This window comes from Bradyrhizobium sp. CCBAU 11361 (genome assembly GCF_028128935.1).
Taxonomy (GTDB): Bacteria; Pseudomonadota; Alphaproteobacteria; order Rhizobiales; family Xanthobacteraceae; genus Bradyrhizobium; species Bradyrhizobium niftali.
Map to the genome: position 1 here is coordinate 102,108 of NZ_LBJZ01000195.1, position 26,423 is coordinate 128,530.

Sequence of the window (26,423 nt, forward strand, 5' to 3'; positions counted from 1 at the left end):
TCCGGGCTACGGGTACAAACCTGGTCCCGGATTGCGCCGTCGGTCGGCGCTTCGCACCGACCTCCTGCTCCATCCGGGCTACGCGTTACTCCCCGTTCGCCCCGTTCCCGCTCTCCGCCTCTTCCGTGATGTGCTCGACCGAGACGACGTGCTCGTCCTCTGCGGTGTCGAACACGATCACGCCCTGGGTCGAGCGGCCGGCGATGCGGATGCCTTCGACCGGGCAGCGGATCAGCTGGCCCTTGTCGGTGACCAGCATGATTTGATCAGCGTCCTCCACCGGGAAGGAGGCCACCAGGTTGCCGTTGCGGTTGTTGACGCTCATGGCGACGATGCCTTTGCCGCCACGGCCGGTGGTGCGGTACTCGTAGGACGAGGTCCGCTTGCCATAGCCGTTGACGGAGACGGTGAGCACGACCTGCTCGGCCGCCGACATCTCGACATAGCGCTCCTGGGCGAGCTGGAAGCTGCCGGAGGTCTCCTCGGCCTCGGCGTCCACTGCCGGCTCCTCGGCCGTGGCTTCGCCGGCCACCGCACGGCGCATCTTCAGGTAGGCCGAGCGTTCGTCCGAGGAGGTCTCGACATGGCGCAGGATCGCCAGCGAGATCACCTTGTCGCCCTCGCCAAGCGCAATGCCGCGCACGCCCATCGAGGTACGCCCAGTGAACACGCGCACGTCGGTGACGGGGAAGCGGATGCACTGACCGCCGGCGCCGGTCAGCAGCACGTCGTCGCGCTCGGTGCAGATCTGCACGTCGACGATCGACTCGTTCTCGTCGAGCTTCATGGCGATGATGCCGGAGCGGCGGACGTCGACGAAGTCGGACAGCTTGTTGCGCCGGACGTTGCCGCCTGTCGTCGCGAACATCACGTCGAGGTTGCCCCAGGTCGATTCGTCCTCGGGCAGCGGCATGATGGTGGTGATGCGCTCGCCCTGCTCCAGCGGCAGGATGTTGATCAGCGCCTTGCCGCGCGCGTTCGGCGCGGCCATCGGCAGGCGCCAGACCTTTTCCTTGTAGACCTGGCCGCGTGACGAGAAGAACAGCACCGGCGTGTGCGTGGAGGCGACGAACAGGCGCGAGACGAAATCCTCGTCGCGGGTCTGCATGCCGGCGCGGCCCTTGCCGCCGCGGCGCTGCGCCCGATAGGCCGACAGCGGCACCCGCTTGACATAGCCGGCGTGCGAGACGGTGACGACCATGTCCTCGCGCTGGATCAGGTCCTCGTCCTCGACCTCGCCTTCCTGCTCGATGATCACGGTGCGGCGCGGGGTGGCGAACTCGGCCTTCACCTCGGCAAGCTCGGTCTTGATGATACCCAGCACGCGCTCGCGCGAGCGTAGGATGTCGAGATAATCGGCGATCTCGCCGGCGAGCTTGTCGAGCTCGTCGCGGATTTCGTCACGGCCGAGTGCGGTGAGGCGCTGAAGGCGCAGGTCGAGAATGGCCCTCGCCTGCTCCATCGACAGCCGGATCGTGCCGTCGGCGCTGATGCGGTGACGCGGATCGTCGATCAGCGTCAGCATGTCCTCGACGTCCCGGGCCGGCCAGTCGCGCGACATCAGGGTGTCGCGGGCGGTGGTCGGGTCGGGCGAGGTGCGGATGACGCGGATCATCTCGTCGATATTGGCGACAGCGATCGCGAGACCGACCAGGATATGGGCGCGATCGCGCGCCTTGGCGAGCAGGTACTTGGTGCGCCGCGTGACGACCCGCTCACGGAAGTCGACGAAGATGGCCAGCAGGTCCTTCAGATGCATGATCCGCGGACGGCCGCTGTCGAGCGCCACCATGTTGACGCCGAAGCTCGTCTGCAGCGGCGTGAATCTGTAGAGCTGATTCAGCACCACATCCGCCACGGCGTCGCGTTTCAATTCGATGACGACGCGGTACCCGTCGCGGTCGGATTCATCGCGCAGGTCGCCGATGCCCTCGATCTTCTTTTCCTTGACCAGCTCGGCGATGCGCTCGACCATCGTCGCCTTGTTCACCTGGTAGGGAATCTCGGTGATGATGAGCGCCTCGCGCTCCTTGCGGATGGTCTCGATCGCGACCTTGCCGCGCATGACGATCGAGCCGCGGCCGAGGTGATAGGCGGCGCGGATGCCCGCGCGTCCGAGAATGACACCACCGGTCGGGAAATCGGGTCCCGGCACGATGTTGATGAGTTCGTCGATGGTGAGCGCAGGGTTGTCGATCAGCGCGACGCAGGCGTCGATGACCTCGCCGAGATTGTGCGGCGGGATGTTGGTCGCCATGCCGACCGCGATGCCGCCGGCGCCGTTGACGAGAAGGTTCGGGAACTTGGCCGGCAAGACCGATGGCTCGGTCTCGTTGTTGTCGTAGTTCGGCTGGAAGTCGACGGTGTCCTTGTCGATGTCGGCCAGCAGAGCCAGCGCCGCCTTCGTCAGGCGCGCTTCGGTGTATCGATAGGCGGCCGGGGGATCGCCGTCGACCGAGCCGAAATTGCCCTGGCCGTCGATCAACGGCACGCGCATCGAGAAGTCCTGCGCCATGCGGACCATGGCGTCGTAGATCGACTGGTCGCCGTGCGGATGATACTTACCGATGACGTCGCCGACCACGCGGGCGGACTTGACGTATTTCTTGTCGGGTGTGTGCCCCTGCTCGTTCATCGAGTACAGGATGCGGCGATGCACCGGCTTCAGACCGTCGCGCGCATCGGGCAGCGCCCGCGCCACGATCACGCTCATGGCGTAGTCGAGATAGGACTTCTTCATCTCCTCGAAGATGGAGACGGGGCGAATATCCGAGGGTTGCGCCGGCTGGTCGCCGGGCTTGTCGTCGTCGTCAGCCAAGGGGAAATCCGGTGAGGTTTTATCTGGGAATCATATAGCGCATCGAGCCCCTGATAACCACCCTTGCGGGGGTAAAGGGAAGCGCTTTTTCCGACTGTTTTTCCAGAGACTTACGCCCTCTCCGGCACCGCCCTGGGCGGGGCCCGGACGAGCCGCCCGAAACCGCCCCTTACGCCCCGAAAATCACGTGGTGCATGATGCGCCCCGGCAGCAACGTGAACAGGCCCGCCACCACCAGCGCGCCGGCGAAGATGAAGATCATCATGCGCCGGTGATCGGCCACGCGATGGGTGTGCGCCCGCCATACCGCGAGCGGCAGCACCACCAGCGTGAAGATCGACAGGAAATGGATCGGGCTGAACGGTCCGACCAGACGGATCTGGTGGATCCAGAACGAGGAGGCGGCCACGACCGCCATCAGCACCACCCAGATCCAGCCGATCGTCCGGTGCGGCAGCGTGCCTTTGGGAGCCGCGAACTGGACCAGGCCGAGCACCAGGGCGGCCATGGCGGCAAAGGCATGCAGCGGGATCGCTGGAGCAGCCTGAAGCAGCGGCGCGAGGCTCATGAGTGGGCCCTTCAATCATCGCGCCAACCGCGCCGGCGCATGCGATGTAAATATCATTAACATGAAGTTAATATCACTAACATCGAGCGGCGTCAAAAAGCTCAAGCTGAACCTCAACGAAGGCTAGAATTCCAAGCTTCGTCAAAAGATTGGCAAGCAATACTGCCAGATCGAATGAGACTGCCGCGAGTGACCCGACGCTGAATAACCACACATTTGCTGGCTAGGCTAAAATCCTCAGCATCAGTTCGGAGTGCGAGTGAACCACAGCGGGCCGCAGGCTCCGCCGCATGTCAGCCGGCAGCTGGGAAAGGGATATCGGGTTCGCAACTGCGGCCGCGCAGTCTGCGCCGGGCCAGTATGCAACGCGGCCCGTCTCGGTGAGAAATTCAAACAGGCGCTCGAAGAATTCTTCGCCGCCGAAATGATTAAACATACAGGCGCCAGCGCCGCTGACGTAGGCGTCGGCTTCGCCCCGATCACTAAACCGAAGGCGCCGAAACGAGCGAGTCTCGTCTCTTTCGACCTCGAATGGCCCGAAAACTCGCTCGAATTCCTCGGTGCTTGCTCCGATCGATTGTCCGTTCTCGAACCGATCGACAAACAGATCGAAACTCACTTCGATCTATCCCCACGCTCAGAACGGGATGTCGTCGTCCATGTCGCTGTTGCGGCCACCGCCACCGGCAGCAACGGCGCGGCGCGGCGCACTGCTGACGGGACCGGAGGAGCCGAAATCGCCGCCCGGCTCCTCGCCGAAGCTGCCGCCTCCCCCGCCGCCGCGGCCGTCGAGCATCGTGAGCGTCGAGTTGAAGCCCTGGAGCACGACTTCGGTGGAGTACTTCTCCACGCCGCTCTGGTCGGTCCATTTGCGGGTCTGGAGCGCGCCCTCGATGTAAACCTTGGCGCCTTTCTTCAGGTACTGCTCGGCGACCTTGCAGAGCCCTTCATTAAAGATCACGACGCGATGCCACTCGGTCTTTTCCTTGCGCTCGCCGCTGTTCTTGTCGCGCCAGGTCTCCGAGGTCGCGACGCTCAAATTCGCGATCGGCCGCCCGTCCTGGGTGCGGCGGATTTCAGGATCCTTGCCGAGATTTCCAACCAGAATGACTTTGTTGACGCTTCCCGCCATCGCCGCTCTCCACTCCGAATGCCGCTGAATTCATAAGGCCCGACCGCGCCCCGCGGTCCTCTGCAACCTGTTGAGGCGACCCTATACGCTTGCGCGGACCGATCAGCCCATCAGCCCTCAGGTTATCCCCATATATAGCATCGGCCACCGGTCCGTTCCAGATTTGTTCCTGCTCGTGCGCGTGCGAAATGTTTGGGCCGGACGGTACCCACGTGCTGCCCAAATAGTTTGCGCTGAATGGAACCATAGTTTGCGCTGGATGGAACTTTTCCCGGTTCCCGCAAACGACCAAAGGCACTTAACATTCATCAAGTTACACACGTTGCAGTTGCCTTGCGACTGTTGCATTTCGGCGACGGACTCTGCCTCCCGCTTAAGCTACGTTTGCCTTGGAATTAAGTTCATATGGGCGTCGCGCCTGATTGGCCGCTTCGGGAAATTTCAAGAAGCGGATCGAAACTGGGGAGACTGCAATGAATAAGATTTTGATTGGTGCAATCGGTGCAATGGCGTTGAGCCTGGCGGCTCCCGCAAGCGCGGCGGATCTCGCTGCACGCCCCTATACCAAGGCTCCCCCGCCGATGGTCGCCGCCATCTACGACTGGAGCGGCTTCTACATCGGCATCAACGGTGGCTGGGGTACGAGCCGCAATTGCTGGGACTTCGTGACACCGGTGGTCGGCACGCTGGTCACCGATGGCTGCCATGACGCATCCGGCGGCACGGTTGGTGGTCAGGTCGGCTACCGCTGGCAGTCAGCCAATTGGGTGTTTGGCGTGGAAGGCCAGGGTAACTGGGCTGACTTCAGCGGAAACAACATCAGCCCGACTGCCCTGGGTCAGCAGAACCGTACGCGGATCGATGCCTTCGGCCTGATTACCGGCCAGATCGGCTATGCCTGGAATAACGTTTTGTTCTACGTGAAGGGTGGCGCCGCCGTAGTGGACGACAGATACGACCTCATCGTCGCGCCAGGATTCGTGGGTGCAGGCACTGTCTTCGGTTCGGCCAACGAAACCCGCTGGGGCGGAACGGTCGGCGCGGGTGTCGAATTTGGCTTCGCCCCGAACTGGTCGGTGGGCGTCGAGTACAATCACATCTTCCTTGGCGATCGTAACGTCGACTTCAACTTCGCCGGCGCGTTCGTTCAGACCGAACGCGTCCGCCAGGACGTCGATATGGCTCTCGTCCGCTTGAACTACCGTTGGGGTGGCCCGATCATCGGCAGGTACTGATCGCAAGCAGAGTTTGTCTTCTGACGAAAGGCCGGCCTCGCGCCGGCCTTTTTGCTGCGACTTCCAATTCAATCAGTCAGTAACCATTACGTTTTGTGATTGTTGTGGCTTTTGAGAGACACAACTTGCAGCTTTGCTGGTGTAAGCACGACATCAGTTGGACCGCAGCGTCCGATGCCCTTCCCTACCGTGGAAGGCACAACAGAAACTGGGACTGGGATTAGGTTGAAAATGAAGAAGGTTTTGTTGGCTTCGGCCTGTTTGTTCGCTCTTGCCGCCCCCGCGTCGGCTGCCGATCTTGCGGCTCGCCCGTACACGAAGGCTCCGGTGGCTGTGGCCTCGGTCTACAACTGGACCGGCTTCTACATCGGTATCGTTGGCGGCGGCGCCTGGGAAAACGCTTCGGGCGACCCGAAGATGAAGGGTGGCTTCGTCGGCGGCACCGCCGGCTACAACTGGCAGACCGGCAACGTCGTGTTCGGTGTCGAGGCCGATGGCGCCTGGGCTGACGTCAGCGCTACGGCGACCGGCGCCTCTGTCGTCCCCGGTTTCGGCGTTGTGACCGCAACCGCGACCTCGAAGACCGATGCAATGGGCACCGTGCGCGGCCGCATCGGCTACGCCGTCGACAACGTCCTGTTCTACGGCACCGGCGGCTACGCCTGGATCGACAACAAGATCAGCCTCTCCGCTCTCGGCGTGACCGCGTCGGACAGCAAGTGGCACTCCGGCTGGACCGTCGGTGCGGGCGTCGAAGCGTTCTTCGCGCCGCAGTGGTCGGTCAAGGGCGAGTACCTCTATCGCAGCCTCGGCGGCGAGACCTACTTCTCGGGCGCCCTCCCCACCGGCACGCTCAACTTCCACACCGTGCAGGTCGGCGTGAACTATCACTTCGGGGGCCCGGTGGTCGCGAAGTACTAAGCTTCGCCACCGACGTCACATCGTCACGAAAGGCCGGCCTCGCGCCGGCCTTTTTGTTTTTCGCGCCTAAGTATCCAGTCCAGCCGCTCGCTAGCGTTTTTGGAGAGGTGTGGCGCCTCGGTGACACAACCTTTGGATTTAATAGTGTAAAGCAATGCCATCAGTTGGGTCGTTAGGTCCGCTGCTTTTTGCCGACAAAGAGAAACGAAACTGGGGAATTTGAAATGAAGAGGATTGTGCTGGCTTCAGCCAGTTTGCTCGCACTCAGCGCGTTGGCACCTGCCTCGGCGGCCGACCTGGCGGCCCGCCCCTATACCAAGGCGCCGATCGCTGTGGCCTCGGTCTACAACTGGTCCGGCTTCTATATCGGCCTCAACGGCGGCGGCGCCTCGAGCCGCAACTGCTGGGATCTCAACTCGGTCCTCGGCGTGGCCGTCCCCGTTACCGCTGAGGGCTGTCACAATGCGACCGGCGGCCTCGTCGGTGGCCAAATCGGTTATCGCTGGCAGTCGGCCAGCTGGGTATTCGGCCTCGAAGCTCAGGGCGACTGGGCCAACCTGAAGGGCTCGAACACGAGCTCGCCCGCAGCGCTCGCGCCGCTGGTCAACCAGACAAAGATCGATGCGCTCGGCCTGTTCACCGGCCAGGTCGGCTATGCCTGGAACAACGTGCTCTGGTACGTGAAGGGTGGCGCGGCCGTCACGCACGCCAAATACAACGGCCTGTTCGGCGGCGTGGTCATCGACAGCGCAAGTGAGACGCGTTGGGGTGGCGTGGTCGGCACCGGCCTCGAATTCGGCTTCGCGCCGAACTGGTCCGTTGCGATCGAATACGACCATCTGTTCATGGGCGGCCGCGATGTCAGCTTTACGGTTCTCGGCGTCAACGACCGTATCGACCGCATCAAGCAGGACGTCGACATGGGCACTGTCCGCCTCAACTACACCTTCGGCGGCCCGGTCGTGGCGAAGTACTGAGCTTCGACGTCACATCGTCACGAAAGGCCGGCCTCGCGCCGGCCTTTTTGTTTTGGCGGTACATTCAGCGCAGTTCCGCACGCCCTGCTGCTGCCAGATGCCGCCAGCACGCCAACAATCCGTTGACGATTCGCAACTCGCACTGGAAATCCGTCGCTGTTCTTCCTACGTTCGCTGACAACCCCATCGGCGCCGATCCCGGTTCCGGGCAAAGCGCGCCTTCACCCTTGGCGCGGTTGCGCGTCTTTGGGATTCCCTAGGGACCACCGGGATGGATGAAGTGATCAAGGCGAAGCGCCAACAACAGAACGCGGGCTCCAGCCTGCGCGCAATTACGATCCGTGGCGCGCGCGAGCACAACCTCAAGAACATCGACGTCGAGATTCCCCGCGACAAGCTCGTGGTGTTCACCGGCCTCTCCGGCTCCGGCAAATCCTCGCTCGCCTTCGACACCATCTATGCCGAGGGCCAGCGCCGCTACGTCGAATCGCTGTCGGCCTATGCACGCCAGTTCCTGGAGATGATGCAGAAGCCCGACGTGGACCAGATCGACGGCCTGTCGCCGGCGATCTCGATCGAGCAGAAGACGACCTCGAAGAATCCGCGCTCCACCGTCGGCACCGTCACCGAGATCTACGACTACATGCGCCTCTTGTGGGCGCGCGTCGGCGTACCCTATTCGCCGGCCACCGGCCTGCCGATCGAGAGCCAGACCGTCTCGCAGATGGTCGACCGCGTGCTGGCGCTGCCCGAGGGCACGCGCCTGTACCTGCTCGCCCCCGTCGTGCGTGGCCGCAAGGGCGAGTACCGCAAGGAGCTCGCCGAATGGCTCAAGAAGGGCTTTCAGCGCGTCAAGATCGACGGCACCTTCCACGAGCTCGCGGAAGCGCCGACGCTGGACAAGAAGTTTCCGCACGACATCGACGTCGTCGTCGACCGCATCGTGGTGCGCGCCGACATCGGCCAGCGTCTCGCCGAAAGCTTTGAGACCGCGCTGAAGCTCGCCGAGGGCCTTGCCGTCGTCGAATTCGCCGATGCGCCCGCTGCGGCGCCGGCCGAGGAAAAGAAGAAGACCGCAAAGATCCACGACAAGAGCGGGCCCGAGCGCATGCTGTTCTCGGAAAAGTTCGCCTGCCCGGTGTCCGGCTTCACCATCCCCGAGATCGAGCCGCGCCTGTTCTCGTTCAACAATCCCTACGGCGCGTGTCCTGCCTGCGGCGGCCTTGGCGTCGAGCAGCATGTCGACGAGGATCTCGTCATCCCCGACAAGGAGCTCGCCATCGGCAAGGGCGCGATCGCGCCCTGGGCCAAATCGTCGTCACCCTATTACGTGCAGACGCTGACGGCGCTCGGCAAGCACTACAAGTTCACGCTGACCACCAAATGGAAGGATCTGCCCAAGAAGACGAGAGACGCGATCCTCCATGGCTCCGGCGAGGACGAGATCAAGTTCTCCTATGAGGACGGGGTGCGCTCCTACGACACCAAGAAGCCGTTCGAGGGCGTCATCACCAACATCAACCGCCGCTACCGCGAGACCGAGAGCGAATGGGCGCGCGAGGAGCTGGCGAAGTATTTCCACGACGTGCCCTGCGGCGCCTGCAACGGCTTCCGGCTCAAGCCCGAGGCGCTCTGCGTCAAGGTCGGCACCAAGCACATCGGCGAGATCTCGGAGCTGTCGGTCAAGAAGGCCGGCGAGTGGTTCGAGACCGTGCCGGAGGCGCTGAACAAGCAGCAGAACGAGATCGCTGGCCGCATCCTCAAGGAGATCCGCGAGCGCCTCACCTTCCTGCTCGACGTCGGCCTCAACTACCTCACCCTCTCCCGCTCCTCCGGCACGCTGTCGGGCGGCGAGAGCCAGCGCATCCGCCTGGCCTCGCAGATCGGTTCGGGACTGACCGGCGTGCTCTACGTGCTGGACGAGCCCTCGATCGGCCTGCACCAGCGCGACAACGCGCGCCTGCTCGACACCCTCAAGCGCCTGCGCGACCTCGGCAACACCGTGGTCGTGGTCGAACATGACGAGGACGCCATTCGCCTCGCCGATTACGTGCTCGACATCGGCCCCGGCGCCGGCATGCATGGCGGCCACATCGTCGCCGAAGGTACGCCTGCCGAGATCATGCGCAATCCGAAATCGCTGACCGGCAAGTACCTGACCGGCGAGCTCGAGGTCGAGGTGCCGGAGCGGCGTCCGCCGAACCATCGCCGCACCATCAAGGTGGTCAACGCGCGCGGCAATAACCTCAAGAACGTCACCGCCGAGATTCCGCTCGGCCTGTTCACCTGCGTCACCGGCGTGTCAGGCGGCGGCAAGTCGACGCTGCTGATCGACACGCTCTACCGCGCCATCGCCCGCAAGCTGAACAATGCCAGCGAGGGCGCCGCGCCGCACGACCGCATCGAGGGCCTCGAGCACATCGACAAGATCATCGACATCGACCAGTCGCCGATCGGCCGTACCCCGCGCTCGAACCCCGCGACCTATACCGGCGCCTTCACGCCGATCCGCGAATGGTTTGCCGGCCTGCCCGAAGCCAAGGCGCGCGGCTACGAGCCAGGCCGCTTCTCCTTCAACGTCAAGGGCGGCCGCTGCGAGGCCTGCCAGGGCGACGGCGTCATCAAGATCGAGATGCACTTCCTGCCCGACGTCTACGTCACCTGCGACGTCTGCAAGGGCAAGCGCTACAACCGCGAGACGCTCGAAGTCCTGTTCAAGGGCAAGTCCATCGCCGACGTGCTCGACATGACCGTCGAGGAAGCCGCCGACTTCTTCAAGGCGGTGCCGCGCGTGCGCGAGACGTTCCAGACCTTGCACCGCGTCGGCCTCGACTACATCCATGTCGGCCAGCAGGCCACCACGCTCTCGGGCGGCGAAGCCCAGCGCGTCAAGCTCGCCAAGGAGCTGTCCAAGCGCGCCACCGGCCGCACGCTCTACATCCTCGACGAGCCCACCACCGGCCTCCACTTCCACGACGTCAAGAAGCTGCTGGAAGTGCTGCACGAGCTGGTCGCACAGGGCAACACGGTCGTCGTCATCGAGCACAATCTCGAAGTCATCAAGACCGCCGACTGGGTCATCGACCTCGGCCCCGAAGGCGGCGACGGCGGCGGCGAGATCGTCGCCTGGGGCCCGCCGGAAGACATCGCGAAAGCGCCAAGGAGCTATACGGGCAAGTTCCTGGAGCCGGTGCTGAAAAAGGCACGGAAGCCGAAGCGCGGGAGGACGAGCGAGGCGGCGGAGTAGCCAGCCTCGCCGCTACTGTCGAAGAAGCCGCAATATCTGTTCGCGAAAAGCAGGTGGGAATACCACGTGGAGTGGACGACCCGACCTCGATATGTCGCGGGCCACGTCGGCGAGTATCACGATATAAATCCTCGCATTCGCGATGTCTCGAACAAGTGGGAGGTCTACATGCTCCAGAACAACCGGCCCCGCGGGTAACCAGGAGAGATCGCGTAGGCACTCCTCAAGCGCATCCCAATTTTCGCTGAAGTAGTCGGGAAAGCTGAGTTGCTTCGCGATCAAGCCGAGAAGCGTCGTCTTGCAGGAGATGCCTGCCGGGAGGCCGGCGCGGACGGCCGCGTGGATCGATAGACCCTCCTGACGAAATAGAAAGGGTGGTTCGATCCCGCTTGCCATGACTAACCACCGACGAACTCAATGACGGCCTCGCCCCGCGCGACGGCTTCGACAATTTGCGGCATGGCGCTCAGAAACTGCCGCACCAGCGCGCGATTGTCGATGTTCCCAACGCGAACCCACAGCACGATAGGCCCCTGTCCCTTTGCGGTTCGGAGAAGCGAGAAGTCGCGGTCCTTGGTTACGAGAACGGCCGATCGCGAAACGGCCTCGCTCCAAATCGCCCCGTTGGTCGCGTTTGCCATCCCGAACTCGACCACATGTGCTGCATCGTATCCGGCACGACGTAAGGCTTCCGCGAGTGCAGGGGGAAGCTGAGCGTCGATCAGGTAAAGCAAGCTATTTGGCCGCTATGATCGGGTGGTCAACCTGACGCGCGGCATACGCGAGCACTGCGTCGATATCCGCCTCTTCCAGATACGGATAGTCCTCGAGAATGCTGTCGCGCGACTGTCCGGCGGATAGCAGTCCCAGGACGTCGGCGACAGTGATGCGCAGATCGCGAATGCAGGGGCGTCCATGCATACGCTGCGGATCGACCGTAATCCTTGCCAGTAGCTCCGACATCTGTCACCTCTAGGCGTTAATATAGCATCTCCGATAGCATCTGTCAGCGCGCCGCCAGCGGACCGGATGCACAGGCCCGCCCGACGCTTCCACTCTCCATGCCCTACTCCCTCGCCATTTTCGACCTCGACGGTACCCTCGCCGACAGCTTCCCCTGGTTCCTGCGCACCATCAACGATGTCGCCGACCGCTTCGGCTTTCGCCGTGTGGCGGATGAGGACGTCGAGGGGCTGCGGCATGCCTCGTCGCGCGAGATCCTCAGCCGGCTCGAGGTGCCGCTGTGGAAGCTGCCGGCGATCGCGCGGCATGCGCGGCGGCTGAAGGCGGAGGCAGCAGCTGAGATTTCGCTGTTTGCGGGCGTCGAGGCGATGCTGCGGACGCTGGCCGAGAACGGCGTGCAGCTCGCGCTGGTGACCTCCGACAGCGAAGCCAATGCGCGCGAGAAGCTCGGCGAGACCGCCGCCCTGTTCGCGCATTTCGACTGCTCGGCGTCGCTGTTCGGCAAGGCCGCGAAATTCCGCCGGGTCGTCCGCCGCGCCGGCGTGGAGCCCGGCCGCGTCATCGCAATCGGCGACGAGGTCCGCGACATCGACGCGGCGCGCGCCGCGGGGATTGCCTGCGGTGCGGTCAGCTGGGGCTATGCGGCCCCCGCGGCGCTGCAGGCGCTTGCGCCGGATCACATGTTCGAACACATGCGCGACATTGCCGAGACATTATGCGGAAACGTAGGGTGGATTAGCGAAGCGTAATCCACCACTGTACGTATCCGCAGAGACAAAAGAGGTGGGTTACGCTGGCGGACTGCGCTTCGCGCAGCCGCAGGCTAACCCACCCTACGAACTGTTCGGGGAGACGGTGATGACACTCACGGACGCAAGCCGCCTCAAGCTCCTGGAGCCGCCGCCGGTCGGCCGGTTGCGGGTCGTGCTCGACACCGATACTTATAACGAGATCGATGACCAGTTCGCGCTGGTGCAGATGCTGCTGTCGAAGGACCGCTTTGATGTCGAGGCGATCTACGCCGCGCCGTTCTTCAATGCGCGCGCGGACAGCCCCGGCCACGGCATGGAGCTGAGCTATCAGGAAATCCTGCGCCTGCTGGAGCGCCTGAACGTCGCGCCGGATGGCCTGGTTCATCGCGGCGTCACCGACTATGTCGGCCCCGGCAAGACGGCGCAGGCGGCGCCCGCCGTGGACGACCTCATCGCCCGGGCACGCGCGGGCTCGCCGGACAATCCGCTCTACGTCATTGCCATCGGCGCCATCAGCAACGTCGCCTCCGCACTGCTCAAGGCGCCCGATATCATCGACCGTATCGTCGTGGTCTGGCTCGGCGGCCATGCGCTGGAATGGCCCCACACGGTCGAGTTCAACCTCAAGCAGGACGTCGGCGGCGCGCAGGTGCTGCTCGACAGCGGCGTGCCGCTCGTCCTCGTCCCGTGCCTGGGCGTCACCTCCCGCCTTCACGCGACGGTGCCGGAGATCGAACGATACGTCGAACCCCACGGCAGCATCGGCGCGTTTCTCGCCATGCGCTTCAAGGAATATTCGTCCGACCACATGGGCTGGGCCAAGGAAATCTGGGACATGGCGCCGGTCGGCTGGCTGCTAAACCCCGTGTGGGCGCCGAGCGTGATCATCCCCGCTCCCGTCCTCACCGACCAGATGACGTGGAGCATCGACCGCAGGCGGCATCCGATCCGCTACGTGACCTATGTGGACCGCAACCCGATCCTGAAGGATTTTTTCCTGAAGCTGAAGGCGTTTGCCGAAGCGAAATAGGCTCAGTGCCGTAGCCCGGATGAGCGCAGCGATATCCGGGATCGTCAGCGCTGAAACGAGTCCCGCATGTCGCTTCGCTCATGCGGGCTACGGCCAGCGGGCAATTCCCCTACTCCGTCCGCCGCAGGAACGCCCCGAACGCGCGCGGGCCGTCGCCGGTCTTGACTTCGCCGATCACCTTCAGCTCGGCAGCATCGATGATAACAAGCGTGTTGCTCTCCCAGCAGGCGACGATGACGCGCTTGCCGTCGGCGGTTGCATTGATGCCTTCGGGGTAGTCGCCAACAGTGATGCGCTTCACTGGCTTCAACGTCGCAACATCGAACACGCTGACGGTGCCGCCATACTGGTCGGTGACGAAGCCGCGCCCCTGCGCCAGCGCCACCGCATAGGGACGCATCCCGACCGCCACGCGGCCGATCTCGGACCCGGCGGCGATGTCGATCACGGAGACGTCGTTTGAGCCGACATTAGCGGTGTAGGCGCGCTTGCCCTCGGCATCGATGGTGACGCCGAACGGGCGCGTGCCGACCTTGATGGTCGCCTTGCGCGCGCGCGTCGCCGCGTCCACCACCGAGACGCTGTCGTCGTCGCGGTCCGCCGAGAGCAGCAGCTTGCCGTCAGGCGTCACCGCCAGGCCCGACGGCGAGGCGCCGACCGCGATGCTGGCCGTGAGGCTGCGCGTCGCGGCGTCGATCACCCGCACCGCCGCGGCGTACCAATCGGCGACATAAACCGTCTTGCCGTCAGGCGCCACCGCAATGCCGAGCGGGCCGCCGCCGACCTCGATCCGCCCCACGACCTGCCGCGTCGCTGCGTCCACCACCGTCACCGCCTTGGCATCCGGGCTCGTGACATAGGCAAAGCGGCCGTCGGCGCTGACGGCGACGCCGGCCGGCTTGCCGCCGATCGGGATGGTCGCCACCGCACGTGCGGTGGCGAGGTCCACGACCATCAGATCGTCGCTGAGCTGGTTGGTGACGAACGCCTCTTCGGCGAAGGCGCTGCCGAAGCAGGCAAGGCTGGCGGCCAGCGCCGCCAGGACCAGGGCCCGCACGGTCAGCTTCCGCTCTCGACCTTCTTCTTCAGCGCCTCGAGGCCGGCCTGATACAGCCCCTTCACCGCCTTGACCGCGGCCTCGTCGCTCAGCTCCGGCGGCGGATCGTTGTTGGGAAAGCCGCGATAGAACGCGCCGGCCCATTCCAGCGTCGAGGCCTTGCCGTCGGCGCTCGGCGTCACCGTCAGCGTCGAGGAATAGTTGGTGACCGGCAGCACCTTCACGTCGACGGTGGTGATCCGGTAGGAATAGGTCATCGCGGCCGCGTCGAACTTGTAGAGCTCCTCGTCGACGGTGGCCCCGCCGGTCAGCGTCAGCCGCCGCGTCGCGCCGATCTCGTTGCCCTTCTCGCCCTCGGTTTTGGTGACGGGCGGGAGCCAGCTCATGTCCTGGAAATTGCCGATCACCGCCCACACCTTGGCCGGGGCCGCGTTGATCTCGATGGATTCGCGCACCTTCTGCCGGGTCGGCCCGTGCGCCCAAACCGGCTCAAACGCGGCCGTCAGAGCCATCCCCGCCACCGCCAGCGCCGCCACCCCGGCGACCGCCGTTCCGATTCTCATCCTCATACCGTTTCCTCACTCCTGGATCTGCGCGACTTGAGGCGCGCTGCGACCACCGTAACGCATTTTCGGGCCGTGGGGAGACCGGTTCGTGGCACGGCTGTGGCGGGAATCGCGACCCGCATCCACGCCATCCCTTGCGTTGCCCGACGGGCAAAAACACAAGGGAGGGGTCAATCCGCCCGGATCAAAACAATTCGCTTTACGCGAATTCGGAATTATCGCATCTTCCGGTCATCCCAGCCCGGCCGAGGGGCGTATCGCGATCGTCACGACATGCGGGATGGGACGTGGTGGACGCAGGCGGCGTCGGCGCGAAGGTGGTTTGCAGGGCGGCTCACGCCGTGAGCAACTGCCTGCGCGCACACGACCGGTGCAGCCTGCGTACGGCAAAATCGTGTGGTCCTGGCATCCGGGGTCTGTGTGCCAAGTCTTGCGGTGACGTGCGCTGCCCAACCGGGCGGGCGCGTCAGCGATCCGCAAGGTGACGGGGGCAATAGTGCATCGCTCCCCGGGGAGATCACGACATAAACCGTAAAACCACCGCGCAGGGAAGGCCGGATGTTTGGCTTCACCTGTATGCCGCTGTGCATCTGTTTCCAGCGCATTTCGCGCACAGCGGACCGCGGGTGCCAGCCGGCACCCGGCCTTCCCTGCGCCCTCGGCACTTGCGAGGGTGGCGACGACAGCAAAGCTCGGGCAGTTCATGCCGCGAGGCCGCGAAGGTGTGCTCGCGATTCAGATGCGAGTTGAAAACAATGCGCGTGCCTCATTCTCCGTCATTGCGAGCGCAGCGAAGCAATCCAGACTGCCGCCGCGGAAAGATGCTGGATTGCTTCGCGGAGCCTGTCATCGGGCCGCGCTTCGCGCGGACCCGTTGGCTCGCAATGACGATGGAGCGCATGAATGTCGGTCGCGATCCTCCATCACTCGGCCAGCGTCGCCTCCACGAAGCCCCGCGGGTCGTGACAAAACTCCCGCATCAACCGGTAATGGTCGGTCTCCTCCACCGTCACCGGCTCCAGCCCGTATTTCCCGAGCCGCAGCAGCCGCGCGTTGGGATAGGCCATCAGCATCGGCGAATGGGTTGCCATGATGACCTGGCAGATGCGGGAGTCGTCCATGCGTCGCAAGAGCCTCAGGAATTCGATCTGGCGCGCCGGCGACAGCGCCGATTCCGGCTCGTCGAAGATGAAGATGCCCTGACGCTGGCAGCGCTCTTCGAAGAAGCGCAGAAAACCTTCGCCATGGGAATGCGACAGGAAATCGGGACCGACCTGGCCGGCATCGCGGGCGGCCTTGTCCAGGTATCGCGCCACCGAGAAAAAACTCTCGGCGCGGAAAAACCAGCCATTGGTGATCTTCGGCAGCCAACTCGCGCGCAACGCCTTGGAAAGCTGGCCGCCCATCTTCTCGCGCGCGTCGGAATGGTCGACCGGCATGTACCCCTTGCCGCCACCGGCATCGTCGTAGCGCCGCGATACCCTCGAGGATCGTCGACTTCCCGGTGCCATTCTCCCCGATGATGACAGTGATGGCGGCGTCGAAGTTGAGCTCGAAATCATCCGGAAAGATCGGCAGGCAAAACGGATAAGCCTCGCGATCGTGAACCTGCGACGGGTCGAGCCAGACCCGCTTCAGGTAAGGCGCCGGCAGGTTGATCGTGCGACCGCTTCTTCGGCTCATGCCCGGCTTCCAACCTATTTCAACCCATCCTTTGACCGGAACATATCAAGAACACAATCCTCGCGAAAGCTGCATTTGAGAAACATACAGAAACAAATAGACACAAACTCGATCTGCGTCACTTGGAGATGATTCAAACCTCAGATTGTAAGCAGGAACGCCCAAAAGACGCAGCTCTGAGACGATGTGCTGGCATGAGGCCGGCCCCCCACCTCGCGACCCGGCAATGATTGACGGACGTCCGGGACCGTAACGCCGCGAGGAATGCGCGATGGTCACAACGTATTTCAGTTACAACTACATTGCGCACAATCTCAAGCAGTCGCTGACGCGGGTCGAACAGCAACCAGACGTGGCGCGGGAGGCCGCCTATTACAAGGCTAACATCGGCAAGGTGAAGACCGTCGACGATCTGATGAAGGATTATCGCCTTTATCACTATGCGACGAAGGCCTATGGCCTCGAAGACATGGCCTACGCCAAGGCCTTCATGAAAAAGGTTCTGGAGAGCGACCTCTCCAACCCCACCAGCTTCGTCAACAAGCTGGTCGACAAACGGTACCGGGAGTTTGCGGCGGCCTTTTCCTTCGCCGGCGGTGCGAAGCCCGTTGCGCAATCGGAGAACCAGACCGATGAGATGATCGGTCTGTACACGGCGACCAAGAAGAGCCAGGTCGATGCGCTTGCCGACGACTCGACATACTACAGCGCCCAGATCGGCAGCATCAGCAGTGCAGACCAGCTTCTGAACAACGATCGTCTTCGCAACTACGTCTATTCGGCATTCGGAATCGATCAGAGCAAATGGCCGAGCGACACGATAAGTCAGGTCCTGCGCAGCGATCCATCCGATCCGAACAGCTACGTCAACACCACCTTCGCGTCTCAGTTGAGCGGCCTCAACGCCCAGCTTGCGCAAGCACAATCGGATGTCAGCGCCACCAATCAGAAAATCGCCGACTACACGGCCCAACTGTCGCAACCGGGCGCCGACGTGCCGCAGTTGAACCTCCAGATCCTGGTCGAAAAATATCATCTGGACTCGTATTCGAAGAACGTCTCCAGCCTCAACGACCAGATCGGGACGATTGGCCGGTTCGTCGACCTGGCCGGCGCGTTCGAGTTTTCGTCCGACGGGGCGCTTCCGTCAGGTGTGTCCGCACAAACTGCTGCAAACATTACGATCACGAAACAGAAGTTCGACGCCAGCAAGGCCGCCGTCTACGACGCGGCAACCCCGTTGAGCGAAGCATTGGCTATCACGCACTTCAGATCGGCCGTCCTCAAGGTCAACTCGGTCCAGGCGTTCGTGTCGACACCGGACGTGTACAATTTTGCGCTGGGCGCCGTCGGCCTCGACCCGGCGACAGCCTCGCAAGCCACGATCAAGGCTGTTCTCGAAAGCGACCTCAACGATCCCAAGAGCTTCGTCTATACCCTCAAGGACGATCGGTACGTAAAGCTCGCGCGCGACTTCAACTTCGACGCAAAAGGCAATCTGACGACTCCCTTGGTGGCCCAGGACCCGGCTGACGTCCTCAATATTGCGAAGAGCTACGTCATTGCAGCGCTGAGGGACGCAAGCCCCCAGCAGCAGAAGGCAGTTCGGGAGCAAGCCCAGAAGGACGCGACGTCTTATCAGGAAGCCGTCGCAGACATCGGAAGCGTTTCCGACCTGCTCGCAAACCGGAAGGTGATCGATTTCATTCTCGTCACCAAGGGCCTGGATCCCAAGAAGGTCAGCACCGAATTCCTCAAGAAGATCTTCAGCTCCGACCTGAGCAATCCCAAGAGCTTCGCGAACACGCAGAGCGATCCTCGCTTTGCCGAAATCGCGGGGACGTTCAACTTCAACAGCAAGGGCGACGTCGCGCGCCTCCCGATGTTGGGTCCTCAGAAGGGCGATCATTTTCGGGAAACGCAGGCAAACTATCTTCAGCAAAGCCTGGAGCAACAGCAGGGAGATACGAATCCCGGCGTGCGCCTGGCGCTCTATTTCCAGCGCAAAGCGGGCGAAATCACGTCGGCCTACGACATCCTGGCCGACCGGGCGCTTTCGGAAGTATTCAGGACCACCTTCGATCTGCCCGACTCGATGGCGGCGATGCCGATCGATCAGCAGGCCAAATTCGTGGACAGATTCATGAAGATCAAGGATCTGTCCGATCCCGCGAAGGTCGAAAAGCTCCTGAACCGTTTCTCCGCCATGTATGACATCAGAAACAGCGAGAGTACCGGTCAGGCTCAGTCTCCCTTGCTCAGCCTCTTTCAAGGATCGGGCTCAGGGATAAGTGACTCCACCTTCCTCGCCATCGCCAAGTTACAGTCTCGCTGATGACCGCTCGCCGATGCTAGCCTAACGCCTCGAGCACCAGCTCCATGGTCATCAAAACAGGGTTGTCGCCACGGATCAGACGGCCCTCGGCAATGCCGCCGGTGTAGTCGATCAGGGCGATTTCGAGCGCAGCTTCCAACGCGCCGGAATCACCTGGCGCTATGCTTCCCGCCGTCACCGCGAGCTCCGTCGCAAACGGCTCGGTCACGCCGCCATGGGTGAAGCGCGCACCGATGGTCGAGCCGACACCGCCATGGATTTTCGCGCGCGAAATGCCTTGCGCGCGGCAGAATGCTTCGAGACAGAAAGCAAAATCCTGGTTGGGCCGAAGCCGCAGCGCGAACGCGCGGCTCGAGGTGCGCGCAGCGCCGCTTGCAGTCACCACCGGCCCGAACAGCTTGAAGTTCGTCTCCGGATCAGGTTCGGCGGTGAACATCGCGCCATCAACGCCGAAGGCTTCGACCTCGAACGGCTCGGCGACGACAGTCTCGTCCGGCAGCATATGGCCGCCGCTTGGCTTGCCGTCCGCCTCCGTCCAAAGCCCGTGGCAATGAAAGAACGGCGCGCCGTCGCGTATGCCGAGCGTCATGCTGCCGAGCTTCGTGCGCGTCACGCCCTTGGGCCGGAACGTCTCGCTGTAGAACGCAGCATTCTCGCCGGTCTTGGACAGCGCCGGCATCACATAGGCGAACGGTCCGAGCGTGCCACGGCCAAAATTCAGCACGCCGCTCGCAAAACCTTCCGCCGCAAAGCCGCGGCGCGCGGCCTCCAGCAGCGGCAGGCCTGCCTGAAGCGTGAACGTGAAGGCGCGTCCCCTCGCCTCCACCCATTGGATCCGTTCTGCGCTAGCTGCGCCCGGCTGCCTGATGCTGCGCATGACCCTCGCTCAGCCTGTTTTCGTCTTGTCGAGGTCGAGCAATCCCCGCGCCTCGAGTTCGTCGCGCACCATCCGCTTCGGCACCTTGCCATAGCCGGACTTCGGCAGCGCTTCCCAGAAGAAGAACCGTTTTGGCATCTTGTAGCGCGGCACCTTCGGGCCGAGGAACGCCGCCATCTCCGCTTCGCTCACCGGCTTCGCTCCCTCACGCGCAACACACACGGCCACGCCGACCTCGCCCCAGGTCGCATCGGGCACGCCGAGCACGGCGACCTCGCCGACCGCAGGATGCGTCAGGATCTTCTCCTCGATCTCGCGCGGATAGATGTTGGAGCCGCCGGAGATGTACATGTCGGAGGCGCGGCCGGTGATGTAGACGAACCCCTCCTCGTCCATGTGGCCGAGATCGCCGGTGCGGAACCAGCCGTTGCGGAACGCCTTCGCATTGGCCTCGGGGTTGTCGTAATAGCCGGCGAGCACCGCAGGACCGATCACGCAGATCTCGCCGCTCTGGTTCGCCCCGAGTTCGCGGCCCTCGTCGTCCTGGATCGAGACCTGCATACCGGTGCGCTCGAAGCCGCAAGTGCCGATCTTCGCATGCGGGCCGTCCTCGGGGTCGTGCAGCGCCGCCGGCAGCACAGTGATGTTGCCGGTGACCTCGCCCAATCCAAAATACTGCACGATGACCCTGCCGAGCTTCTTCAGCGCGGCCTTCTGGTCCTCGCGATACATCGGCGCGCCGGCATAGATCACGTGACGCAGCGAGGAGTGATCGTATTTGTCGGCCGCGGGATGCTCGACCATCATCTTCAGGATCGTCGGCACGGTGAAAAGATTGCTGACCCGATGCATTTCGATCAGGCGGAACGCCTCGTCGATGTCGAACTTCTCGGTCGGCAGCAGCACGGTGCGTACGCCGCGCGCGGTCTGCACCAATTGATGCACGCCGGCGCCATGCGAGAGCGGCGCCACCACCAGCGAGGCATCCTCCTCGGTGACACCAGGTGTCAGGTCGGCGAGATGGTTGGTGACGACAAAGCCCATCTGGCCGTGGGTCAGCACCGCGGCCTTGGAGCGGCCCGTGGTGCCGGAGGTGAAGAAGAACCAGCAGGGATCGTCGTGCTCGACAGCGACGTTCTCGACCACGCGCCCCGCCTGCGACGCGATGGCATCTGCAACCGACGTCTCGCCGAACGCGCCCCGGCCGTCAATGCTCCAGGTGAACGCGAGCGCGCCGCCCTTCACGGCCGCCGCATGCTCGGGAAAATCGACATGGCACAGAAACGCCTTCGCACCGGAGGCCTGCGCGAGATAGGAGACCTCGTCCGGCATCAGGCGGAAATTGGTGGGCACCCAGACCGCACCGAGCCGGAACGCCGCGAACATCGAGAAGAACATCTCGTCGCCATTCTTGGAATGGACCAGGATGCGGTCGCCCTTGGCGATGCCACGCGCTGCGAGCGCCGCCGCCAGCGCCGAGACCTGCGCGTCGATCTCGCGCCAGGTCCAGGACTTGTCACCCCAGACGAAGCCGGGACGCGATCCATGCCGCCGCGCATTCTGGGTCAGCATGTGAGCGAGATTCATGACGCGGCGGGACATGCGCAGGGGCTGCATGGGGCTTCCTCTTCGACGGCGGACGGCGCGCAAGCCGCCCACTCCTTGCAGCCCATTTATCGCCAACGCCCGCACCGCCGCAAGGCCGCCGGCCGCACCCCTGCTCTACGGCTGCTTGAACGCGAACGGCGTCGCCGTGATCGCCTTCGCCTTGACGCAGGCCTGCGCGCCAAAACCGCCGCAATAGCTGCCATGCACATCGAACCGGACGGTACGCGCGGCGCCGCGCTTCACCGGCGACGCCACGATCTTGTAGCTGCGGACATAGCCGTCGAACACGGGGCGCACGCTGCCGTCCGGCAGCGTCACCAGGATGTTCATGACGCAGCCGCCGGTTCCGCAATAGGTGGTCTCGCGTTCCCCGCATTTGGTGTCGCGGAAATCGACGATGTAGTCGTCGCGGCCGTCGCCTGTCAGGTCGATCCTGCGCACCGTGTCCGGCGCAAAGGTTACCGCACCACCGTCCTGGCTGTCGCATTCCTCATTGGCGTAGTGCAGCGCCTTCTGCACACCGGCTGGATAGTCGGCCGGGTTGAACGGTCTTGTGTCGTCGGCGCGCGCAGCGGTGACGAGCAGAGCGAGCAGGAGGATGAAACAGCGCATGCGCATTTGTCGCCGACGCAGCCGCAACCGTTCAGGGAATTTTAAACATGATCGGCGCAACCTCAGCCAGTTCTCGCGTACAGAGTGCCGCATCATGGTCAAAGCGCCCGCCTTCCTCCTGCTATCGCTGGCGCTTGCCGGATGTGCCGTGGCGCCGCAGGCGCATCTCGCTTCCGATCCCGCCTTCAAGCCTGCGCGCTACGCCTGGGATGGTGCCGGCGAGGATCCCAACCAGCCGAGATCCGTCCCGGGACCATCGCGCGCAACGCGATCCGCCACAGCATCCGAACACAACAGATCGCAAGCAGGCCTTCAGCCCTATTCGAAGGAATGGTGGCAGGCGCAGGACGGCATCGAGGCCGAGCAGGACGCCAAGGTCAACCGCTCCCTCGTCATCTGCCAGGGCTGCCTCCGCCAGCAGCCGCAGGCCGAGGACGCGCGGCTGGCCAAAGCGACCGATTGAACCGAACGGCCGCTCCATCAGTCTACAGCGATACGCGCCGACGCCGGCCGCTCAGGCCCGTCGTCGCGCGCCATCACCTCAGGGACATCTCATGCTCACCCGCCGGACCTTCATCGTCGCCTCTCTGCTTGCCGGTACCTCCCCGGCATTTGCCGTCATGCCCGCTCCCAGCGATCCCATCGCCATCCTGACCGCGATCTACACGCGCGCGGCCAAGGGCAAGGGCGATGGCGGCGGTGCCTTCGTCATCGAGAACAAGGCTGCCAAGGCGAAATATCTCTCGAAGGCGCTGGTTGCGCTGTGGGCCAAGGCGGATGCGCATACGCCCAAGGGCGACGTCGGACCGGTCGATTTCGATCCCGTCACCAATTCGCAGGAACCGGACGTGAAGTCGTTCAAGGTTGACGCCGAGAAGATGGAGGCCGACAAGGCGACACTTGCGGTGACCATCGCCGGCCACCGCAACGACCGCAAACCCGCCGACCTGATCGTGCGTTACGACTTCGTGCGCGAGGCCGGTAGCTGGCGGATCGACGACATCAAGGGCTCCTCCGGCGGCGAAGCCTGGTCGATCCGCAAGATGCTGACGGACTCGCTGAAGAGCTGACCGGAGACGACATGAGCGACGTCATCAACAACAAGGCCCATCACCGCTATGAGCTGGAGGTGGAGGGCCATCTTGCGACCGAACATTACAAGCTTGACGGTAACGTCATCACGTTCGAGCACACGGACGTGCCGAAAGAGCTCGGCGGCAAGGGCATCGGCTCGAAGCTGGTGCAAGGCGCGCTCGACCAGGTCCGAGCAGCCGGCCTGAAGCTGATCCCGCAATGCCCGTTCGTCAAAGCGTGGATCGAGAAGCACCCGGACTATCAGGACCTCGTGAAAGGATGAGCAATCGCTGGCCCGCCGATCGCGCGGCGGGCCTGCCGAAATCCGCAGCCTATTGTCCGTGCTTCAGCATATCCTGGTCACTCAGATCCCAGTCCTGCCACAGCTGGAGCACGCCGAGGAGCACCGCTGCCGCTCCGAGACCCGTGTGGTAGACCCGGAGAAAACCTTCGCCGGAATAGCCGAGCACGTAGGGCGAGACGATCAGCCACAGCCCGACCAGGATCGTCGCCACCTCCTGCCAGCGCTGCAAGGCGACATATTCGAGCTGGCTGAGGCCGAATACGACGAGGCCGATTGCCACCGTGTTCAGGACCATCGTCTCGTGTCCGGTGGTGATCCCCGCGCGATCCTGGATGGGGAACCACGGCGACGCAGCAATCAACGCGCCGAGCAGCATCCCGCACCAGTCTTCCCATGTTCGATGAGTATTCAAGAAACCAAAGTCCGACATCGTAACCTCCTGCAAAAGAGGCATACGTCTGCGGCTGGCTATCACGACACTCCGAATGTCTGGCGACCGTGCCGGCCGCATTCGGGCGTATGTCCTTCTCAAGGACGTGGGAACCGCCGCGGAACTTGCAAGAGCAGGGTCAGGAAATATTAGGGTCCGGCAACTCCCTTGGCCGCGCTTGCCAAGTGCGGGGTCGGGCTCCTAGATCGGCAAGCAATACGCACTTCGGAAGGAGCTTGCATGGCGGCATCGGTACGCGACAACAAGGACAGGAGCCGCTTCGAGCTCGATATCGGCAGCGAGGTCGCCTTCGCCAACTACCGGCTGACCCCGTCGGCGGTGATCATCACCCATACCGAGACGCCACGCGCGCTACGCGGCCGCGGCATCGCTTCCGAGCTGGTCAAGGGCGCGCTGGACCTGATCCGCCGCGACGGCAGGAAGGTGATCGCCGGCTGCGGCTTCGTGGCCGACTATCTCGACAAGCATCCGGAGGATGCGGACCTCGTTGCCTGAACGCAAAAGGGCCCGCGATCCCGCGGGCCCTTGGCTGCGTCCGAGCGATCGATCAGTGCTTGATCTCCGGCGGCAGCTTGCCGCCATTGGCGGCGAGCTTGGACATCACCTGCTTGTGCAGCCAGACGTTCATGCTCGCGGAGTCGTTCATGTCACCGGTGTAGCCGAGCTCCTTGGCGAGATCCTTGCGCGCGGCAAGGCTCGAATCGATGTCGAGCGCCTTCATGAGGTCGACGATCGAAGTGCGCCACTCGAGCTTCTCCTTCTGGGCTGCCACTAGCTTGTCGACGATGGCTGCGACGTCCACCGTTGCCATCGGCGCTGCGGCCGGTGCCGATCCGGCCGGCGCAGCGCTTGCGGGCGCGCTGCCCGACGGTGCGCTGCCTGCGGGTGCGGCGGAAGCCGGATGGCTACCGAAGATCGCGCCCATAATTTTCCCGAAAATGCTCATGTCTGCTCCCCGAAAAGGATCCGTTGGAAGGCCTTGAGTGGCACTTATAGACGAAGTTTCTGCGTTGCGCCCGCGGAGTTCTGCGAACCGACAACCAGCATCAGCTTATCTGCGGCGAAATGACGACCGAATGACATCGTCGAAGTTGCGGTGCGGCATCGAATCTCACCCAGGCGTGAGGGACAGGACTCGGAATTGGGAGTACGCTTCCCGTTCAGTTCGCGATGCCTTCCAGAATTCGCGTCTGGTCGGGATCGCGATCATCCAAGAATAGCGGCCGCTTGCGCCGTTTGCCGGCGCCGGATTCGGCTGCATGGCAAGGGAGCTAGCGACCATGGCCACACTCTACCAGGGCAATGTCCCTACAATGGCCCCGCCCGCTGATGCGGCGGGACCAACCATCCAGACCATCCAACTGTCCGACCTGCATGACGCGCTGAGGCGCGGCTGGGAGGATTTCAAGGCAGTTCCGAGCCACGCCATCGTCCTGTGCGTGATCTATCCGGTGCTGGGCCTCGTGCTCGCCCGCGTGGTGATGGGCTATTCGGTGCTGCCGCTGCTGTTTCCACTCGCCGCAGGCTTCGCCTTGATCGGGCCCTTCGCGGCCCTGGGTCTCTATGAGCTCTCGAGCCGGCGCGAACGCTATGAAGAGGCCAGCGCCTGGGATGCCATGGAGGTGCTGCGCTCGCCTTCGTTCGGTGCCATGCTCGGTCTCGGCACATTGCTGCTCGCCCTGTTCGTGACCTGGGTTGCAACCGCACAGGCGATCTATGTCGCAGCCTTCGGCTATGAGGGCGTGACCGGGATCTCGGATTTCATCACGCGCGTGCTGACGACCCGGCAGGGCTGGTGGCTGATCGTGGTCGGCTGCGGCACCGGATTCCTGTTCGCGCTCGCCGCGCTCTGTATCAGCGCCGTGTCGTTCCCCCTGATGCTCGACCGCCATGCCGGTGCGTTCGAGGCGATGGTCACCTCGCTGCGCGTTGTCGCCAGGAACCCGGTGCCGATGGCGGCCTGGGGCCTGATCGTGGCGGTGCTGCTGGCGCTCGGCACGATCCCGGCGTTCCTCGGCCTCGCCGTGGTGATCCCCCTGCTCGGGCATGCCACTTGGCATCTGTACCGCAAGGTGATCGCGTCCGATCCCGGTGCGCGGCCGGTGCCGCCCCCGCCGCATCGTCCGCGCAAGTCCGCCGCCGACTTCCCCGCCAACCTCTTCCCGTGGCGGAATCGGACGGACGCTTAACGATCTCGTGACATCCGGTCCTGC

General features: G+C 63.7%; 26 protein-coding genes and 1 pseudogene. 12 read left to right on the top strand and 15 right to left on the bottom strand.

Annotated features, from left to right (window positions below; translation table 11 throughout):
• Positions 1–85 precede the first annotated feature (85 nt).
• The 4 genes from gyrA to XI08_RS36015 form a co-directional block, all read right to left on the bottom strand.
• The gene (gene gyrA / locus XI08_RS36000) at positions 86–2,818 is read right to left on the bottom strand and encodes a DNA gyrase subunit A (protein ID WP_271578047.1); all 2,733 of its coding nucleotides are present in this window, start codon (positions 2,816–2,818) and stop codon (positions 86–88) included.
• A gap of 169 nt (positions 2,819–2,987) precedes the next feature.
• Complete coding sequence (locus tag XI08_RS36005) at positions 2,988–3,386, bottom strand: DUF2306 domain-containing protein (protein ID WP_271578048.1); 399 nt, start codon at positions 3,384–3,386, stop codon at positions 2,988–2,990.
• 223 nt (positions 3,387–3,609) lie between these two features.
• Positions 3,610–4,005, bottom strand: coding sequence for a hypothetical protein (locus tag XI08_RS36010; protein ID WP_271578049.1), 396 nt, complete (start codon positions 4,003–4,005; stop codon positions 3,610–3,612).
• Between the two features lie 18 nt (positions 4,006–4,023).
• Positions 4,024–4,518, bottom strand: coding sequence for a single-stranded DNA-binding protein (locus XI08_RS36015; RefSeq protein WP_271578050.1), 495 nt, complete (start codon positions 4,516–4,518; stop codon positions 4,024–4,026).
• A 473-nt stretch (positions 4,519–4,991) separates the two neighbouring features.
• Here XI08_RS36015 and XI08_RS36020 point away from each other — a divergent pair, with 473 nt between their 5' ends.
• From XI08_RS36020 to uvrA, 4 genes are all read left to right on the top strand, one after another.
• Entirely contained in the window at positions 4,992–5,753 is a 762-nt protein-coding gene (locus XI08_RS36020; RefSeq protein ID WP_271578051.1) for an outer membrane protein, read from the top strand.
• Between the two features lie 231 nt (positions 5,754–5,984).
• Positions 5,985–6,674, top strand: coding sequence for an outer membrane protein (locus XI08_RS36025; RefSeq protein WP_027546636.1), 690 nt, complete (start codon positions 5,985–5,987; stop codon positions 6,672–6,674).
• A gap of 224 nt (positions 6,675–6,898) precedes the next feature.
• Positions 6,899–7,651, top strand: coding sequence for an outer membrane protein (locus tag XI08_RS36030; RefSeq protein ID WP_271578052.1), 753 nt, complete (start codon positions 6,899–6,901; stop codon positions 7,649–7,651).
• Between the two features lie 271 nt (positions 7,652–7,922).
• Positions 7,923–10,898 (top strand): excinuclease ABC subunit UvrA, encoded by a 2,976-nt coding sequence (gene uvrA / locus XI08_RS36035; RefSeq protein ID WP_027546635.1) that lies wholly within the window; start codon positions 7,923–7,925, stop codon positions 10,896–10,898.
• 12 nt (positions 10,899–10,910) lie between these two features.
• On the opposite strand, the gene XI08_RS36040 is transcribed toward uvrA, so the two are convergent.
• From XI08_RS36040 to XI08_RS36050, 3 genes are read right to left on the bottom strand one after another with little or no spacing between them, the layout of a single operon-like run.
• Entirely contained in the window at positions 10,911–11,294 is a 384-nt protein-coding gene (locus XI08_RS36040) for a barstar family protein (RefSeq protein ID WP_271578053.1), read from the bottom strand.
• Positions 11,295–11,296: 2 nt separating this feature from the next.
• Positions 11,297–11,632 carry a DUF5615 family PIN-like protein gene (locus tag XI08_RS36045; protein WP_271578054.1) on the bottom strand — a complete coding sequence of 112 codons (336 nt, stop codon included), beginning with the start codon at positions 11,630–11,632 and terminating at the stop codon, positions 11,297–11,299.
• Between the two features lies 1 nt (position 11,633).
• Entirely contained in the window at positions 11,634–11,861 is a 228-nt protein-coding gene (locus XI08_RS36050; RefSeq protein ID WP_271578055.1) for a DUF433 domain-containing protein, read from the bottom strand.
• A gap of 98 nt (positions 11,862–11,959) precedes the next feature.
• Here XI08_RS36050 and XI08_RS36055 point away from each other — a divergent pair, with 98 nt between their 5' ends.
• Both XI08_RS36055 and XI08_RS36060 read left to right on the top strand, forming a co-directional pair.
• Positions 11,960–12,610 (top strand): HAD-IA family hydrolase, encoded by a 651-nt coding sequence (locus XI08_RS36055; protein WP_271578056.1) that lies wholly within the window; start codon positions 11,960–11,962, stop codon positions 12,608–12,610.
• Between the two features lie 109 nt (positions 12,611–12,719).
• Complete coding sequence (locus XI08_RS36060) at positions 12,720–13,643, top strand: nucleoside hydrolase (protein ID WP_271578057.1); 924 nt, start codon at positions 12,720–12,722, stop codon at positions 13,641–13,643.
• Positions 13,644–13,752: 109 nt separating this feature from the next.
• Here the strand turns inward: XI08_RS36060 and XI08_RS36065 are convergent, their stop codons facing one another.
• The 3 genes and pseudogenes from XI08_RS36065 to XI08_RS36075 all read right to left on the bottom strand — a co-directional run bounded on the left by XI08_RS36065 (position 13,753) and on the right by XI08_RS36075 (position 16,949).
• On the bottom strand, positions 13,753–14,700 hold the full coding sequence (locus tag XI08_RS36065; RefSeq protein ID WP_271578058.1) for a YVTN family beta-propeller repeat protein: 948 nt from the start codon (positions 14,698–14,700) through the stop codon (positions 13,753–13,755).
• 2 nt (positions 14,701–14,702) lie between these two features.
• Positions 14,703–15,269, bottom strand: coding sequence for an SRPBCC family protein (locus XI08_RS36070; protein WP_271578059.1), 567 nt, complete (start codon positions 15,267–15,269; stop codon positions 14,703–14,705).
• A 920-nt stretch (positions 15,270–16,189) separates the two neighbouring features.
• Positions 16,190–16,949 (bottom strand): annotated as a pseudogene (locus XI08_RS36075) (AAA family ATPase).
• A gap of 271 nt (positions 16,950–17,220) precedes the next feature.
• Between XI08_RS36075 and XI08_RS36080 the strand changes: the two are divergent.
• The gene (locus tag XI08_RS36080) at positions 17,221–19,284 is read left to right on the top strand and encodes a DUF1217 domain-containing protein (protein ID WP_271578060.1); all 2,064 of its coding nucleotides are present in this window, start codon (positions 17,221–17,223) and stop codon (positions 19,282–19,284) included.
• Between the two features lie 16 nt (positions 19,285–19,300).
• Here XI08_RS36080 and XI08_RS36085 read toward each other — a convergent pair whose 3' ends face one another.
• The 3 genes from XI08_RS36085 to XI08_RS36095 all read right to left on the bottom strand — a co-directional run bounded on the left by XI08_RS36085 (position 19,301) and on the right by XI08_RS36095 (position 22,381).
• On the bottom strand, positions 19,301–20,161 hold the full coding sequence (locus XI08_RS36085; RefSeq protein ID WP_271578061.1) for a PCC domain-containing protein: 861 nt from the start codon (positions 20,159–20,161) through the stop codon (positions 19,301–19,303).
• 9 nt (positions 20,162–20,170) lie between these two features.
• Positions 20,171–21,778 (bottom strand): acyl-CoA synthetase, encoded by a 1,608-nt coding sequence (locus tag XI08_RS36090; protein WP_271578062.1) that lies wholly within the window; start codon positions 21,776–21,778, stop codon positions 20,171–20,173.
• Between the two features lie 105 nt (positions 21,779–21,883).
• A complete protein-coding gene (locus XI08_RS36095; protein WP_271578063.1) occupies positions 21,884–22,381 on the bottom strand; it encodes a hypothetical protein in 498 nt (165 codons plus the stop codon).
• A gap of 94 nt (positions 22,382–22,475) precedes the next feature.
• Here XI08_RS36095 and XI08_RS36100 point away from each other — a divergent pair, with 94 nt between their 5' ends.
• The 3 genes from XI08_RS36100 to XI08_RS36110 all read left to right on the top strand — a co-directional run bounded on the left by XI08_RS36100 (position 22,476) and on the right by XI08_RS36110 (position 23,738).
• Complete coding sequence (locus XI08_RS36100) at positions 22,476–22,844, top strand: hypothetical protein (protein ID WP_271578064.1); 369 nt, start codon at positions 22,476–22,478, stop codon at positions 22,842–22,844.
• A gap of 91 nt (positions 22,845–22,935) precedes the next feature.
• Positions 22,936–23,451: a DUF3828 domain-containing protein gene (locus XI08_RS36105; protein WP_271578065.1), complete on the top strand. Its 516-nt coding sequence runs from the start codon at positions 22,936–22,938 to the stop codon at positions 23,449–23,451.
• Positions 23,452–23,462: 11 nt separating this feature from the next.
• Positions 23,463–23,738, top strand: coding sequence for a GNAT family N-acetyltransferase (locus tag XI08_RS36110; protein ID WP_027546620.1), 276 nt, complete (start codon positions 23,463–23,465; stop codon positions 23,736–23,738).
• 49 nt (positions 23,739–23,787) lie between these two features.
• On the opposite strand, the gene XI08_RS36115 is transcribed toward XI08_RS36110, so the two are convergent.
• Positions 23,788–24,189 carry an SPW repeat protein gene (locus XI08_RS36115; RefSeq protein WP_271578066.1) on the bottom strand — a complete coding sequence of 134 codons (402 nt, stop codon included), beginning with the start codon at positions 24,187–24,189 and terminating at the stop codon, positions 23,788–23,790.
• A 240-nt stretch (positions 24,190–24,429) separates the two neighbouring features.
• On the opposite strand from XI08_RS36115, the gene XI08_RS36120 reads away from it, so the two are divergent.
• Positions 24,430–24,705, top strand: a complete 276-nt coding sequence (locus tag XI08_RS36120; RefSeq protein ID WP_027546618.1) for a GNAT family N-acetyltransferase — start codon at positions 24,430–24,432, stop codon at positions 24,703–24,705.
• A 52-nt stretch (positions 24,706–24,757) separates the two neighbouring features.
• On the opposite strand, the gene XI08_RS36125 is transcribed toward XI08_RS36120, so the two are convergent.
• On the bottom strand, positions 24,758–25,156 hold the full coding sequence (locus tag XI08_RS36125; RefSeq protein ID WP_027546617.1) for a DUF3597 domain-containing protein: 399 nt from the start codon (positions 25,154–25,156) through the stop codon (positions 24,758–24,760).
• 334 nt (positions 25,157–25,490) lie between these two features.
• Between XI08_RS36125 and XI08_RS36130 the strand changes: the two genes are divergently transcribed.
• Complete coding sequence (locus tag XI08_RS36130) at positions 25,491–26,399, top strand: DUF2189 domain-containing protein (RefSeq protein ID WP_271578067.1); 909 nt, start codon at positions 25,491–25,493, stop codon at positions 26,397–26,399.
• Positions 26,400–26,423: the final 24 nt, after the last annotated feature.